This is a genomic window from Paraburkholderia sp. IMGN_8 (assembly GCF_038050405.1).
Classification (GTDB): Bacteria; Pseudomonadota; Gammaproteobacteria; order Burkholderiales; family Burkholderiaceae; genus Paraburkholderia.
Genome location: NZ_CP150900.1, coordinates 1,941,852 through 1,957,640 on the forward strand (window position 1 = coordinate 1,941,852; position 15,789 = coordinate 1,957,640).

General features: G+C 59.1%; 12 protein-coding genes. 10 read left to right on the forward strand and 2 right to left on the reverse strand.

Annotated features, from left to right (window positions below; translation table 11 throughout):
• The first annotated feature begins 47 nt into the window (after positions 1–47).
• The 3 genes from WN982_RS09175 to WN982_RS09185 all read left to right on the forward strand — a co-directional run bounded on the left by WN982_RS09175 (position 48) and on the right by WN982_RS09185 (position 5,332).
• Positions 48–2,180, forward strand: a complete 2,133-nt coding sequence (locus tag WN982_RS09175; RefSeq protein WP_341315381.1) for an alpha/beta hydrolase fold domain-containing protein — start codon at positions 48–50, stop codon at positions 2,178–2,180.
• Positions 2,181–2,245: 65 nt separating this feature from the next.
• A complete protein-coding gene (locus WN982_RS09180) occupies positions 2,246–3,946 on the forward strand; it encodes a long-chain-fatty-acid--CoA ligase (RefSeq protein ID WP_341315382.1) in 1,701 nt (566 codons plus the stop codon).
• Between the two features lie 234 nt (positions 3,947–4,180).
• On the forward strand, positions 4,181–5,332 hold the full coding sequence (locus WN982_RS09185) for a porin (protein ID WP_341315383.1): 1,152 nt from the start codon (positions 4,181–4,183) through the stop codon (positions 5,330–5,332).
• A 295-nt stretch (positions 5,333–5,627) separates the two neighbouring features.
• On the opposite strand, the gene WN982_RS09190 is transcribed toward WN982_RS09185, so the two are convergent.
• Complete coding sequence (locus tag WN982_RS09190) at positions 5,628–6,086, reverse strand: MarR family transcriptional regulator (RefSeq protein ID WP_341315384.1); 459 nt, start codon at positions 6,084–6,086, stop codon at positions 5,628–5,630.
• A 171-nt stretch (positions 6,087–6,257) separates the two neighbouring features.
• Between WN982_RS09190 and WN982_RS09195 the strand changes: the two genes are divergently transcribed.
• From WN982_RS09195 to WN982_RS09225, 7 genes are all read left to right on the forward strand, one after another.
• On the forward strand, positions 6,258–7,229 hold the full coding sequence (locus WN982_RS09195; protein ID WP_341315385.1) for an amidohydrolase family protein: 972 nt from the start codon (positions 6,258–6,260) through the stop codon (positions 7,227–7,229).
• 23 nt (positions 7,230–7,252) lie between these two features.
• A complete protein-coding gene (locus WN982_RS09200; RefSeq protein WP_341315386.1) occupies positions 7,253–8,722 on the forward strand; it encodes an aldehyde dehydrogenase family protein in 1,470 nt (489 codons plus the stop codon).
• A gap of 123 nt (positions 8,723–8,845) precedes the next feature.
• Positions 8,846–10,231, forward strand: a complete 1,386-nt coding sequence (locus WN982_RS09205) for an MFS transporter (RefSeq protein ID WP_341315387.1) — start codon at positions 8,846–8,848, stop codon at positions 10,229–10,231.
• 112 nt (positions 10,232–10,343) lie between these two features.
• A complete protein-coding gene (locus tag WN982_RS09210) occupies positions 10,344–10,808 on the forward strand; it encodes a (2Fe-2S)-binding protein (protein ID WP_341315388.1) in 465 nt (154 codons plus the stop codon).
• Positions 10,805–13,033 carry a molybdopterin cofactor-binding domain-containing protein gene (locus WN982_RS09215; RefSeq protein WP_341315389.1) on the forward strand — a complete coding sequence of 743 codons (2,229 nt, stop codon included), beginning with the start codon at positions 10,805–10,807 and terminating at the stop codon, positions 13,031–13,033. The genes WN982_RS09210 and WN982_RS09215 overlap by 4 nt, the downstream gene beginning before the upstream one ends.
• Before the next feature lie 197 nt (positions 13,034–13,230).
• A complete protein-coding gene (locus WN982_RS09220) occupies positions 13,231–14,298 on the forward strand; it encodes a porin (protein WP_341315390.1) in 1,068 nt (355 codons plus the stop codon).
• 67 nt (positions 14,299–14,365) lie between these two features.
• The gene (locus tag WN982_RS09225; RefSeq protein WP_341315391.1) at positions 14,366–14,740 is read left to right on the forward strand and encodes a BON domain-containing protein; all 375 of its coding nucleotides are present in this window, start codon (positions 14,366–14,368) and stop codon (positions 14,738–14,740) included.
• Between the two features lie 169 nt (positions 14,741–14,909).
• On the opposite strand, the gene WN982_RS09230 is transcribed toward WN982_RS09225, so the two are convergent.
• Positions 14,910–15,668 carry a TetR/AcrR family transcriptional regulator gene (locus WN982_RS09230; RefSeq protein ID WP_341315392.1) on the reverse strand — a complete coding sequence of 253 codons (759 nt, stop codon included), beginning with the start codon at positions 15,666–15,668 and terminating at the stop codon, positions 14,910–14,912.
• Positions 15,669–15,789: the final 121 nt, after the last annotated feature.

Below are 15,789 nucleotides of genomic sequence, written 5' to 3' on the forward strand. Positions count from 1 at the left end.
GTTAATTAACTACACTGGCATAACTAACCCAGTTGGAGAAACTTAGCATGAAAGTCATCGTTGTTGGAGGAGGCATTGGTGGGCTCACGACCGCTCTGGCACTGCTGCGCCACGGCATCGAGCCGATTGTACTGGAGCGCGCACCGCAATTGACCGAGGTCGGAGCCGGTGTCCAGATCGCTGCGAACGGCACGATCGTGCTGCGGGAACTGGGGCTTGAGCCGGCGCTGGCGAGCGTTGCGACCGTGCCGGAGCGCTTTGACTACCTCGAGTTGTCAACGGGGCGTCTCCTGTACGTTGCCCCGCTCGGTAAGGAGGCGGAGGCACGTTACGGCGCGCTGCTCTACAACGTCCACCGCGCCGACCTGATCGACTTGCTCGCGAAGGCCGTGCCGCCCAATGTGATCCGGCTGGGGGCGCAATGCGCGTCGGTTTCCCAGGACGACGAGGGCGCCTACGTCACGCTGCAAAACGGCGAAGTGATTCGTGGCGACGCCGTGATCGGCGCGGATGGCATTCACTCTGCCGTTCGGACGGCCCTGCGGGGACCCGAGGAGAAGCAGTTCGCCAACATCCTCATGTGGCGCTCGCTCATCCCCGCCGACCGGCTCAAGGGCCTGAAGTTGCCGGTGGCGGGGAACAACTGGTTCGGCGTGGGCAGGAATATCGTCTCGTACTGGGTGCGCAAGGACCTCTACAGCATTCTTGCGTCGGTGCCGGCAACCGAAGTGAGCCGCGAGTCGTGGACGCAGTCGGGGGACGTCGCGCAACTGCGGCGCTCGTTCGCGGGTTCCGAGCCGACCGTCCAGAAGATGCTGGAAGCGGTGGACTCGACGTTCATTACCGGGATGTACCACCGGGATCCGATTGAACACTGGAGTACCGGACGGATCGCCCTGCTCGGCGACGCCGCGCATGCAATGGTGCCCTATCTGGCTCAAGGCGCCTGCCAGGCGATCGAAGACGCATGGGTCCTCGCCACCTGTCTCAAGAACCATGGCCCGGCCGGCGTTCAGGACGCGCTGCTGGAATACGAACGGCGCCGCCAGCCGCGTACGACGCGGATTCAGGCGGGCGCGCGATTTGTCGTCGACTGGGCACACGAGCCCGACGAGGCGCGTGTACACCAGCGTAACGGACGCCTGAAGGGGCTCTCGCGTATCGATCCGCTGGCAGAGGCTTCGTGGTCGTTCGCATGGGGGCACGACATCCTCGAGGCCGTCAAGCTGCCGCCGGGCGAGGTCGTAGGCTTGAGCGCGGCACGCGAAGGAAAGCGGATGGAGCGCCCCGAGAGTCAGCGCGCTTTCGATCTCTGGAAGGGCGTGTTCAAGCCGGATGACATTGCGCGTGGCGACCGGGGGCAGCGTGCGGCGTACGAACGGTTCCTTCTGGAGCAGTTCCCGGCGCCCGCACGCACCGAAGTGACGGACGTCGATCTTCATGGGGTGAGCTCGTTGCGCGTGGTTGCAGCGGGAGCAGGGCACAAGGCGACCGTGTTGCACTTCCACGGCGGTGGCTACGTGCTGGGAACGGCTAAGAGCTCGGTTGAATACGCAAGCCGTCTCTCGCGCGCCCTGAACGGTCCGTGCTACACGGTCGACTATCGCCTCGCGCCCGAGCATCCGTATCCGGCAGCATTCGATGACGCATTCAGCGCCTATCGCGGCTTGCTCGCTTCGGGTGTCGATCCGTCGACGGTGTTCCTGAGCGGTGAATCGTCCGGTGGCGGCCTTGCACTGGCGTTGGCTGCTGCGTTGCGTCGCGCGGGCCTGCCGTTGCCGGGCGGCGTCATTGCAATCTGCCCGCTCACTGACCTCACGCTTGGCGGCCCCTCCGTCATGGCGAATTCGGGAGACGACCCGGCCGCGAATCGCGAGACGCTTTCCAACCTCGTCGCGTCTTACTTCCAGGGCCACGAGCCGACCGATCCGATGGTGTCGCCCCTGTTCGCGGACCTGGCGGACCTACCGCCGGTGTTCCTTTCGGCCGTCGAAGGAGAGGTGCTGGAAAGCGACACGACTCGCTTTGCGCAGCGGGCAAGGAGAGCCGGCGCGAACGTGAAGCTGAAGATGGTGGCCGATTCGGTCCACGTCTTCACGCTCTTCCCGTTCCTGCCGGAGACCGCCGAAACGCTTGAAGAAATCGGCCAGTGGAGCCGCCAGCTCGCGATTTGCGCGTGACGCAAGCAATCGGTTTCAAGGCGCTACGCCATATCACTGCATTTCGTCTCACGCTCGGAGTAGACATGACGGCAACATCAACGCGTCGGCTGGTCGACGTGCCGCGGCAGATATCCGTGCCGCAGACATCGCTATACACGAATCTCGAAGTCTCCTCGAACCGCCATCCGGAAAAGGCCGCAATCCTTTACTACGGCAGCACCGTAAGCTACAGGCAATTGCGACATGAAGTCGAAGCGCTGGCCGGATTCCTGCAGCAGCACTGCGGCATCGCCCGGGGTGAGCGCGTCGTCCTGTACATGCAGAACAGTCCGCAGTTCGTCGTCGCCTTCTATGCGGTGCTGCGCGCGGATGCCGTAGTCGTGCCCGTCAATCCGATGAACCGGACTGCGGAGCTGCAACACATACTCGAAGATAGCGGGGCTAGAGTCGCCTTCGTCGGCGAAGAACTTATGGAGCACGTACGGTCGCTGTCGGGTCGCCACGTGGACTATGTGATCCCCGCACGCTATGCCGACTATCTTTGCGACAAGACCGATCTGCCGCTGCCCGACGTCCTGACATCGTCCGGACCGCAGCCTCGTGCAGAATCTGTCCGCTGCCATGCTGCCCTCGTCGGCTGGAACGACGCACTCTCTCGTGCGTGCATTGCCCGCGACCACGAATCCCGGCCCGAGGATCTCGCGGTCATTCCGTATACGTCCGGCACGACTGGTCGCCCCAAAGGGTGCATCCATACACATCGTAGCGTGATGCATTCAACGGTCTCGTGCGCTGAATGGCCGAACCTCGCGAACGAGAGCGTGATGCTGTGCTCGGTACCGTTGTTTCACGTCACCGGCATGCAGAACTGCATGAACATGCCGATATTCATCGGCGCCACGATGGCGATCATGACCCGCTGGGACGCGAAATGTGCCGCGCACGTGATCGAACGTCACCGCGCAAGCACATGGGTCACTGTTCCCACGATGCTCATCGACCTGCTGAACATGGCGGACGTCGACAAGTTCGACCTGAGCTCCATTGCGTACCTGAGCGGCGGCGGTGCCGCGATGCCGCAGGCTGTCGCGCAGCAGATCCAGCAGCGTTGGGGCATTCCGTACGTAGAAGGGTACGGCCTCACCGAGACGATGGCGGCGACCCACATCAATCCGCCGAAGCACAGTAAGCAACAGTGCATGGGAGTGCCGGTCTTCAACACGGATTCACTCGTCGTCGATCCCGAGACGCTCAAGCCTCTTGGTGAAGAAGAAACAGGCGAGATTCTCGTCAGCGGGCCTCAAGTATTCGACGGGTATTGGAAGTCGCCGGAAGCCACGCAAGATGCATTCGTTCTGATCGATAGGAAGCGATACTTGCGCACCGGAGACCTCGGCTACGTGGATCGGGACGGATATTTCTTCATCGTCGACCGGCTAAAGCGCATGATCAATGCCTCTGGCTACAAAGTCTGGCCGGCCGAGGTCGAGGCCATGCTGTTCGAGCATCCCGCCATACAGGAAGCGTGTGTCATTGCGACGCACGATCCGCGTCGAGGCGAGTCGGTAAAGGCGGTCATCGTGCTTCGGAACGGCGAGCACGCGACGGGAGAGGAAATTGTGTCGTGGGCCCGCGAGCGCATGGCGTCCTATAAGGTCCCCCGCGTCATTCAGTTTGCCGCCAGCTTGCCCCGTACGGCGAGCGGAAAGATCCAGTGGAGACTGCTGCAGGAAGAGGAAACGCGGAGTCGAAACGCCCAATCCGAAGACCGCCGGCTGGATTGATCTGTTGGCCTGCCGAAGCGCGCGATGAGTAGTCGAAGCAGGGCAGGCTCGGCGTACCGGTGACATCAAAGGATGAGGTGTTCGTCGAGTCGGCAGGTTGATCAAGTCGTCTACGCCCATTGAGTCACGCAATAAGAAGAAACCGGGCGCTCGCGCTCAGCTGGCAATAAATGAGTTGTAGATGCGACTCATATAATTCGTAGTGCGACATAATCATAATGCTGGAGTTTATAAATGAAGAAGGTAAGGAGATTGTTCGGAAAAGAGCGGCATCGACGCAAGGCCGGCCTGTTGGCTGCCATCATGTCTACCGCGACGCTGTACTCCGTCTCAGCAGCCGCGCAGTCGTCGGTAACGCTTTACGGCCTCGTCGATACGGGAATTCGCTACACCACTCATGCGGATCCGCAAGGCGATTCTCGCGTCCAGCTCGCCAGCGGCGCAAGCGAGAGCCACTTCGGATTCAAGGGGGTGGAAGACATGGGTGGCGGAACGTTGGTCCTATTCGACCTTGAGGATCGCTTCTTCCCGAACTCCGGGGCGACGGACCCCGCCTATCCGTTCTTCAATACGGCTTTTGTTGGCGTGCAGTCGAGCAGTTACGGAAAGTTGACAATGGGGCGTCAGATCAACCCACTTGCTGACGCTGTTCTGAGAGCCTTCGTGACCAATCTATGGCTCCCGACCTTCTACCAGTTTCGGCCGGAAGTCATGATGGCTCAGGGCGTGTGGACAAGCAACATGGTCAAATATGCGGCGAGATGGCAATACCTGACGGCTGAGGTGTCGTATGCGTTTGGTGGCAATGCAGGCGCATTTGGTGCGGGAAGTCAGATTGGGGCATCGCTTCTCTATTTGCCCGGCGAACCATTGCGACTGGCTGCCGCGTACCTGGACTCGCGCGATGCCGTGAACACCTCCGCGCACCTCAAATCCTGGACTGCCGGCGGGTCATATTCGTTCGGAAATACGACGCTCACGGCAGGCTGGGCGGTGAACCGGCAGGATGCCGGCTTTGTCGGCAATTTCCCTAACGGGCCATTCAGCGCGCCGGAATTGTCCGCGCTTAAATTCAATACGTTCAGTTCCCGGCAAATGTTTTTTGGTGGGGTGACGCAGCAGGTAGCGGACGTGATTCACCTTTCTGCGAATGTGTGGCGCACGATTCAGACCGGGAAGACGCAAGCAGCCAACGGGAACGCGACGCAATTCCAGCTGCTTGCGGACTATAACTGGTCGAAACGCACGGATACCTATCTGGAAGCGGACTACTCGCTGTACCGCGGCGGAATGGTTGGTGCCCAGTTCCAGGGCATCAACGCCCTAAGCTCGGCGTACGGCACGACCCAGCTAGGCATCATGGCTGGCTTGCGGCATATGTTCTAGGGTCTGTTCATATGTGAACAGACCCTAGGCTGCCTCCGGGACGACGAGCGGCTCGAGAGAGCGCAGGCGGGAGCGATCACTGACAATCCTGAAAGGACGAAAGAATGTCCTTCGAACATATTTCGATTCGACCATACCGGAGGGCGATCGCTCCTTTTTCGGCCATGGACAACTCGCGACACAACGCGCCGAGCAGGTTGCGCACATATCAATATCCGACGCAGATCTGTCTGTTGAAGAGTCATCTTCAGTGGATCGTTGAACCGTACGAAAGAGACTGGTCGTTCGAGCGAGGTTAAACGAGGTCGTCAAGCGCGCCAGCGTTCTCGTACAACCTGAGCAGCATGGAGCGCAACACCCTGATGTCGCTTGCATTGAAGCCAGAGAGGACCACCGACTCATGGCGCTTTGCGACAGGGACGATGCGCAGAGCAAGTTCTTCCCCCTTTTCCGTCAGGACAACCCTGATCGACCGTCCATCGGTTTCGCTCCTCTCCCGCCGCACTAACTCTTGATCCTCAAGCCGGTCAATGATCCTGGAAAGCGCCGAAATATCTGACGATGCGTGGACAGACAGTTCAGACAAAGTCTGGCCCGGAACGTACAGAAGCGAGGCGCAGACTCGCCACTCGCTGAGGTTCAGGCCAAACGGTTTGAGTGCCTTCGAGAACGCGTTTCCCATCCGGCTCGTGGCGCGTGCCATCAGGAAGGGAACCGCTTTTTCCAATTCTTCTGGCCGCTTGGAGGTGTTCATGATCGTCGCCAAAATTGAGGGTTAACGTGGGTTCATGTACTTGAAAAATCAATTATACTCCGCTCCATAGTAGTTGAAAAATCAAGTAAAGCGATGTCCGGATGAACCTGTGTGGGACGCCCGACGTTCCTTGGGTCGGTAGGGTGTTGCGCGTTGAACTGGAGCAGACCGATGAGAAACAAGATTGCGCTTGAAGAACACTTTGCGATTGACCTGACCATCGAGCAGTCGAAAATATATGCGCCTTCCGCGGTCTGGGAGATGTTGAAGTCGAATCTAATGGACATTGAACAGCAGCGACTCGAGCGGATGGAGCAAGGTGGAACCGAATATTCGATCCTGTCGCTCAACTCGCCTGGTATTCAGGGCATCCCGGACATAAAAAAAGCGACTGATGTTGCGAGGCGAGCCAATGATGTCCTTGCGGAGCATGTTGCCCGTCACCCGTCTCGCCTGGGTGGATTCGCTGCGTTGCCCATGCAGGACCCCGACGCCGCGGCACGCGAACTTGAGCGCTGCGTCAAGGAACTAGGCTTCCACGGTTTTATGGTGAATGGATTTTCACAGGTAGGCGATGCTGACAGTGTCGCTTATTACGACGCGCCGCAGTACGCGGATTTCTGGGCGAGTGCAGCCGTGCTCGGCAAACCGTTCTACATGCATCCTCGTGATCCGTTGCCGTCCCGTGAGCCGATTTACGATGGTTTTCCGTGGCTCACCGCAGCAACCTGGGCTTTCGCGGTTGAGACAAGTATTCACGCTCTGAGATTGATGACGTCAGGCCTCTTCGACCGTCATCCCGCGTTGCAGATGATTCTCGGTCACCTTGGCGAAGGGATTCCCTTCAATATCTGGCGCGTCGACCACATTCTCCGGAAGGCGCCGCGGGGACTGCCTTGTCGGCGAACCGTAGGCGAATATCTGAGGGAGAACGTCTACCTGACGACGAGCGGCAATTTCAGAACCCAGACACTTCTGTCCGCAATGTTGGAAGTCGGCAGTGACAGGATCATGTACTCGGTCGACTATCCATTCGAAACGCATGACGAGGCGTCCCAGTGGTTCGACACGTGCTCGATCAGCGAAACCGATCGCGTGAAGATTGGACGGGAAAACGCACGACGTTTGTTCTGTCTTGAATGATACGAGGAAGAGGGAGAAATCGGATGTCCGTGACTGAGTTGGCGCCAGCAGACGTGTGGCGTAACAAAATCTATAGCGGCGGGTGGAAAACCGGAGGTGCGGGCACGATCCCGGTGACCGAGAAGGCGACCGGTGCCGAAATGGGATCGATTGGTCGCGCGTCGGCCGCTGATGTGTCAGCCGCCGCAGCGATCGCGACAGATGCGCAACGCGCTTGGGCCGCGACACCGGGGCCTCAGCGAGGTGATGTTTTGCGCGAGGTCGCTCGTTTGTTGCAGGATCATCGAGATGAGATCGCCCGTCAGATCGTCCGGGAGACCGGGTCGATACGGCCGAAGGGGCAACTGGAGGTGAGGCTGGCGATACGCGAGATTCTCGAAGGTGCGGCGTTAGGCAGCCAGCCATCCGGGGTGATCACGACAAGCGACGTGAAAGGGCGGCATAGCGTAGCGCGCAGAATTCCAATGGGCGTGGTCGGGGTCATTACCCCGTGGAATTCCCCGTTCATACTCGCGGCGCGAGCCATCGCGCCGGCGCTGGCCACCGGCAACGCAGTACTGCTCAAGCCCGATCCTCAAACGCCGATCAGCGGCGGTGTCCTGTATGCGCGGCTGTTCGAGGCTGCGGGGCTGCCCGAGGGGCTGTTCCATGTCCTTCCCGGTGGCGCGGAAACGGGTGACGCGCTGGTCCGGGATCCGCTTGTCAACATGATCAGCTTCACGGGATCCACGCGGGTTGGGCAAGAGATTGGCGCCGTAGCGGGCGGCTTGCTTAAGCGAGCGAGCCTCGAGCTCGGTGGCAAGAATCCCTACATCGTGCTTGACGACGTCGATGTTGAAGCTGCGGCGAGCGCTGGGGCGTGGGGATCGTTTTTGCACCAGGGGCAAGTCTGCATGGCCGCGGGTCGGCATCTCGTTCATGAAAGCATTGCTGACTCGTACATTGAAAGCCTCGTCCGGCGAACCAGGGCGCTATCGGTTGGCGACCCTTTCAAGGGCGATTTCCACCTGGGTCCCATCATCAATGAACGGCAGGCCGAAAACGTCGATCGCATCGTAGCGGACTCTGCAAGCAAGGGCGCGAAAATTCTCGCCGGTGGGTCCCGCGACGGGCTGTTTTTTAAACCGACCGTCATGGTAGACGTTGCTCCGGGAATGCCTGCGTTTGAGGAAGAGATCTTCGGTCCCGTCGCCGCAGTGACCGTGTTCAAGAACGATGACGAAGCGGTTTCGTTGGCCAATCAGAACCGGTACGGCCTGGTTGCGGCAGTGGCTTCTTGCGATTTACGCCGAGCCCAGCGGATTGCGGACCGACTGCACGCCGGCATTGTCCACATCAATGACCAGACGGTCATGCACGAGGTGTTTGGGCCGATGGGCGGTCTGGGTTTGTCCGGCAACGGACATAACTACAGCACGCTGACCAACGCAGACCAGTTCACGGAATGGCAGTGGGTGACGAGCCGCGAAGACCTTCCCACTTATCCATTCTAGAAAGGTGTTGTGCCGGGCTCGCTGCATACTGGCAAGGATCTGCGTCGCCCGGCGGCAATGTTGAGAAGCCAGAAGTGGCCCATTGGCGGATGATTTCATGCTCAAACGGAGCGAGGTGCAAAATTGACCCCCGGTACTGCGCAGCGAGTGGAAGAGGCGCATGCTTCGATCGTCGACATTGGCGCGCTGATCGATAGCCAGCCACTGAGCACCTTCCAGAAATGGATCATGGTACTAATCGCCTGCTCTGTGGTGATGGATGGATTCGACGTACAGACGATGGGGTTTGTCGCGCCCGCGATTGTACGCGCCTGGCACATCAGTCCTGCAAATCTGGGTCCTGTCTTTGGTGCGGGCCTGTTCGGAATGCTCGCGGGCTCAATCGTGCTCGGTGCTATGGCCGATCGCGTGGGGCGCCGGCCGGTGCTGGTCGGCGCGACAGTTTTCTATGGGCTATGCATGCTCGGTACCACGCTCATTCAGAATGTTCCGCAATTCCTTGTGATTCGCTTCATGACTGGCTTCGGTATTGGTGGAGTGATGGGAAATGCGATCGCGCTGGTCAGCGAGTACAGTCCGCAGAAGCATCGGGCGTCACTGATGACCTGGGTTTCATGCGGGTTCACGGGTGGTGCAATCGCTGGTGGTCTGCTCAGTGCCGCTCTGGTTCCGTCCGAGGGCTGGAAGTCGGTATTTCTGGTCGGCGGTGTTTTGCCGCTGGCAATCGCAGTCGCAATGGTGAGGTATTTGCCGGAATCTCTGCAGCTGCTTGTACTGACGCGGCGCGATCCTGAAAAGGTTGCTCAGTGGCTTGGTCGAATTGCGCCGAACGTGCAGGTTGGACCAACCACCGACTTTGTTGTTCATGAACAGGCGCAGGCGAAGGCTTCCGTTGGCGAACTCTTTCGCCACGGCCGTGGCACGATGACGCTGTTGTTATGGGGCGTCAACTTCGCAAACCTGCTCGATCTCTTCTTTCTGTCAAATTGGCTACCGATGCTTTCCCTGCGAGTCGGCGCAGGCGCGTCAACGGCCGTTCTCATCGGCACTTCACTGCAGATCGGCGGGACCGTGGGTGCGTTGCTAATGGGCCCGTTGATGGACCGCTTTGGATTCTATCGTGTCCTGTCGCTCAGCTTTCTGGTCGCGACGGTTTCCGTCTCATGTGTCGGTCTCCCCAATCTTTCGATGGGATTGCGCTATGCAGTAGTACTGATTAGCGGAGTCTGCGTCGTCGGTGGACAGCCGGCCGTCAACGCGTTGACCGCGACGCTGTATCCGACGTCACTCAGAGCGACCGGTGTCGGCTGGAGCCTCGGAGTGGGCCGGGCAGGTTCGATCGTCGGTCCGGTATTGGCTGGCCAGCTCATCGAGCTGCACTGGTCGAATACGGCGCTGTTTATTGCGGCGGCAGTGCCCGCATTCGCGGCGTGTCTGATGCTCATTGTCCTCTCGAGCGTTACGGGAGGAGGTCGAACTGGCGGTTCGTTACCGATTTTGAATCGGTGATTTGCAGAAAATCCGAGAGGCGATAACCGGAAGTCAGAAAATCTTTTATCTAAACCAATATAGTTAGTACTACATTGCGAATGCTTGCGTATTTTAGATCGTCGGAGATGAAATGAGCATTTCGATCACGGTAAATGGAAAGCGTCATCTCCTGAATGTGGCGGCAGATACGCCGCTGCTATACGTACTGCGCAACGATCTCCTGCTCAATGGTCCAAAGTTTGGATGTGGCGAGGCGCAGTGCGGCGCATGCACTGTGATGATCGGCAATGACGCGACGCGCTCGTGCGTTTTCCCCGTTGGCGCTGTTGGCGCGGCTCGGGTAATCACTATCGAGGGCTTGGGCAAGGGCGAACGGCTTCACGCATTGCAGAAAGCTTTCCTTGCAGAGCAAGCTGCACAGTGCGGGTATTGCTCGAGCGGCGTGTTAATGACCGCGAAAGCGCTGCTGGATAGAAATCCGGATCCGGACCAGGCGACCATACAACGCGAGTTGGCCGGCCACAAATGCCGGTGTGGCGCGCACAACCGAATCGTCCGTGCAATTCAGCGCGCAGCGAAGGAGTCGCGCGGATGAATACCGCCAAAATTTCCCGTCGCGCGTTCGGCAAACTGGCAGGGGCGGTAATCGCGACGTTCTCGCTCGCGCCATTCTCGGCGTTTGCGCAGGCCGGGCCCGACTTGCCGGCTGATCTTCGTGCAAATCGCAGGCTCGATGGTTGGATTCGAATCGACGTCGAAGGCACGGTCACGATTTTTACCGGGAAGGTGGAACTCGGGCAGGGTATTCTCACCGCGCTCTCACAAATCGCCGCAGACGAACTCGATGTGGATTTCGCACGCGTTCGCATGATCTCCGCCGATACGGCCCACAGCCCAAACGAGGGTTATACCTTCGGCAGTCAATCGGTCGAACAAGGTGGGGAGGCATTACGAACTGCCGCAGCGAATGCCCGGGCGGTACTGCTTGCAGCGGCTAGCCGCCAGTTCAATGTTCCGCAGTCGGATCTTCGGGTCGAGAACGGCGTGATTCTGCTCGCCGATGGCCGTCGTACCACGTACGCGAACATCGTCAGGAAGGACCGGGATCTTCTTGCGCGAGAGGTGACTACAGGTGTCACTCCCAAACGCCCGTCCGAGTACAAGCTGGTCGGCAAGTCCGTGCCTCGCATCGACTTGTCCGCGAAGTTCACGGGCGGCGCGGCATTCGTTCAGGACATGCATCTCCCCAATATGCTGTTCGGTCGTGTAGTGCGGCCACCGAGGCGCGGCGCAGAGCTGGTTTCCGTGAACGAGGCATCCGTAAGGCAGCTACCAGGTGTCGTCACTGTGGTTCGCAATGGCAATTTCCTCGGCGTCGTAGCCGAGCGGGAAGAGCAAGCGATAAGTGCGCGCCGTGCGTTGATGGAGGCAACACAGTGGAGTACGGACTACGTCACACTGCCGGACGTGAATCATCTCCAACAAGCATTACCTCGCTGGCGGAGCGAAGATACCGTGGTGAGCGATGCGGGACAGGATTCCCCGGCATCCGATAGCGCGATGCAACTGGAGGCCACGTACTCCCGCCCATACCTTTCGCACGCTTCGATTGGCCCCTCATGTTCCGTTGCGCTGCTCAAGGACGGACACATGACTGTCTGGTCTCACACGCAGGGAGCGTTTCCACTGCGCGGCAATCTCGCTACGGTGCTTGAAATGCCCGCCAGTGCGGTCGACGTAGTGCACGTTCCGGGTTCGGGTTGCTACGGACATAACGGCGCCGATGATGCAGCGCTCGACGCAGCGTTGCTTGCCCGCGAAGTGGCGGGACGGCCGGTCAAACTTCAATGGATGCGCGATGACGAATTCGCGTGGGCGCCAATCAGTCCGGCAATGGTGATGCGGGTGAAGGCGGCACTGTCCAAAGACGGCCGAATTTCCAACTGGAACTATGACGTATGGAGCAATTCGCACGCAATGCGGCCGGGCCAACCCGGCGGTGTGAATCTGCTGGCCGCCTGGCACCTTGCCAAGCCCTTCCAGCCGTCGCCACCACCGCGGATTCCACAGCCATACGGTAACGGCGACCGCAATGCCGTGCCTGTTTACGATCTGCCACGCAGGAGGGTGACCAATCATCTGCTGCTGGATGCGCCGATCCGCACGAGTTCTCTGCGCACCTTGGGAGCATACGGAAACGTCTTTGCGATCGAGTCGTTCATGGACGAGCTCGCGCTTGCGACACAAGCGGACCCCGTCGCGTTCCGCTTGGCGCACCTGAGTGATCCGCGCGCGATGGCCGTGGTGCGAGAGGCGGCAAACCGGTCCGGATGGCACCCTGGTGCGAAAGGCGATGGACAGCTCGGACGCGGCTTCGCCTATTCACGCTACAAGACCTTTCAGGCGTACACGGCAGTCGTCGTCGATGTGCACGTTGACCGCTCCACGGGCGTCGTCAGCGTTACAAAAGTGACCGCTGCAATTGACGTGGGCCGCGTGATCAATCCTGACGGTGTGAAAAACCAGATCGAGGGTGGCATTGTCCAGGCGTTGAGCTGGGCGCTCAAGGAACGCGTCATGTTTAGCCATACCGAGATCACTACTCGCAGTTGGCAGAACTATCCAATCCTGAATTTTGACGAGGTCCCGCCGATCGACGTCGTGCTGCTGGACCGTCCCGACGAAGCTTCGCTTGGCGCGGGTGAATGTTCACTCGGCCCGACGGTCGCCGCGCTGGCGAATGCTGTGGCGAATGCAAGCGGTGCCCGTTTACGCGATCTGCCTTTCGTGCCGGCCACGGTTCTCGATCGTCTCGTCTGACGCGTGCCCACCCTGCAGTCAGACGAGTGGTTTGGCGTTGTCGTACAGCAATATCAGTAGTTTGCGTACTGTGACCATTTGTTGCACCGTGAAGCGCCGGTTTGAGGCCTGGCGATACGCGGCCCTTTGTCCGGAGCGACGATGTTCGTGTGCCCTCTGCGCATCGTACATATATATAAAAAAGATGGAGACATGAAATGCGAATTCCAAACTGGTGTGTCGTCGGATTGCTGGCGTCGCTGATGGTTGGCGAAGCACGGGCTCAAGGCTCGGTGACTTTGTACGGTGTTGTCGACGCCGGCATCTTTTTTGCGACGAAGTCACCCGGAGGAAATGGACATAGTCTGCAACTCATGGATAGTGGATTGTCGCCATCCCGATTTGGGTTTAAGGGAGAAGAGGATGTAGGTGGTGGTACAAAAATCGGATTCGCGCTTGAGGACGGTTTTAGCGTTACGACAGGTAAGTTTGCGAACTCGAACGGAAATCTGTTTGGCCGTCGCGCATTCATTGAGGTCGAAAACGACAACTATGGACGTTTCCGCGCGGGTCTACAGTTTTCGCCATTTGTCATCGCAGTGATCCGGTCTGATCCGCGGTCCTCGTCGCCGTACGAGACTTCTTTTACGGGAAGTATTGCTGTGCCATATGTTCAGCTGATCAGGTTAAACGGGTTATTCGATAGTAATGCTCTTACGTATCTTACCCCGACGATTGCTGGCTTCGACGCCCAGGTCGAATATGCGCCGGGTGGGGTGGCGGGGAGCTTCAACGCTGGACGACGCTTGTCAGGGGCTCTCAACTACAACCGCTACGGAATCTCGGCTGATGTGGCGTACTACGAAGCGAGAGACCCAGTGATCAGCGATGTGACGACAAGAGCCTGGACGGCTGGGGCGGGCTACACGATCGGACCCGCGACATTCCGCGCCGCGTTCACCAACTTCAGGAACCCTTCAAAAGACACTGCGCTGTCGAACGTGAATGTCTATAGCATTGGTGGCCGCGCGAGCCTGAATCCATTCTGGGTTGTCAGTGGAGGGGTATATGCATCATTCGATCAAAATATAAAATCCAATAAGTCCTTGCTGTTTGGCGCTGCGGTGGAGTATTACCTGTCGATCCGAACGTCGTTGTACGCGCAGGTCGCGGTCGTTCACAACAACGGGAAGATGGGTACCGGTCTGGCCGTCAATTCTGGCGTTAGCGGCCTGACAACGGGAACCGCGACGGGCCTCGGCGTCGGATTGAGACATTTCTTTTGAGCAGAAGGTGTGAAAGAGCAGGACTAAAGAAACGGGTATGCGGATGACCTCGGAGCCTCCACGCTCTTTGAAAACAGGAACGGAAATGAAAAGAAAATTTCAGGCGAAGTTGATTTTGTGCGTGGTCTGCGTATGGGGCGCCGCCGCCTCGGCTCAGACGACGCCAAGCCAGCAAGCGTCCGATGCGGCCATGTCCACGCAACATCGATATGCTCATCCAAGTGCGGCCGACAAAGTGCTGGCCAGACAGGTGCGTCGGCAACTTGTGCGCACGAAGGGCGTTGACGCGTCGGAGGTTTCGGTGGGAGTAAGAGATGGTGCCGTGCTCCTGCGAGGCAGGCTGAACGACGCTGGGCAAATAGCGAGGGTAGAAGCCGCGGTGAGGACAGTGCCGGGCGTCAAGTCAGTGGATAACCAGCTGACGGTGCTGCCGTCGGACTAGGCTCTGTTCACATTTTCACGAATGTTCCAAAGCCATGGGCCAGCGCGCTGCGGGAGAGCTATAACAGACGCACCATAGCACGCACCATGCTGGCTCGACGCGCGTACAAGACTAAAGGGCAGAGGCGACCTGGCGCGGCTTGAATACGGCAGCAGGCGGGTTGTCTGCCTTACCCCTGTTTGTTCGCGCGGGCCGACACGCGCGGCCGCCTGTCAGGCTTACCGGAAATCGATTCGGCCTTGTCCTCAATCACCGGTTGTCTGTCAAAGATGAGTTTCTCGACTATTCGCCAATAGGCATCAACCACAGCGGGATCGGACGCAGAGACATTGCTGGTCGCCAGCATTTCCGGCCCGAAGCCCGAAAGCGTTGATGTCAGGCTGATCAGAAGATAGTGCAGGAGGATCGGTTCCACCCGGGGCAAGGTGCCTTCATCCTGAGCGGCGCGGATCTGTGGAAGGAGCCAATTGATCAGTGGCTTGAGCACCGTGTCGGCGAGCCATTGCAGGCGAGGACTATATCCGAGGAACTCCTGGAGCATGAAGCGGTGAAACTCGGGAAAATCGACCGTGAACCGGAATAAGGCCTGATACACGACTTTTACCCGATCCGTAGCACTGACAGGAGGGGCGTCGGTGAGATATGCGGCCCATTCGTGACGGATGCGTTCGAACACATATTCTGCTACCGCCTGCCAGAGAATGTCTTTCGAACGGTAATGGTAGGTGACGAGCGGATGCTGTAGTCCGATTCGATCGGCGATGCTTCGAATACTCGCCGCCTCAAAACCCTTCGAGGCGAATTCGGTGAGCGCCGCGTTCAGGATCGCGGAACGAGTTTCCTGCGCCCGCTGTTGCTCCGCGCGTTTGAGTTCTGTTGGCCGGCCTTTGGTGCCAACCTCTTTTTTCGAAACTGTGCTGTCCGCCATATCATTTCTCGAATGGAAATTACCTTGCTCCCTCGCTCCGCTGCCTCTAACACGCAAGACATGACACACAGCGAAGCGTTCGGGCATCCGCGTTACTCGAACGCCGACGGATGCAGGCGTC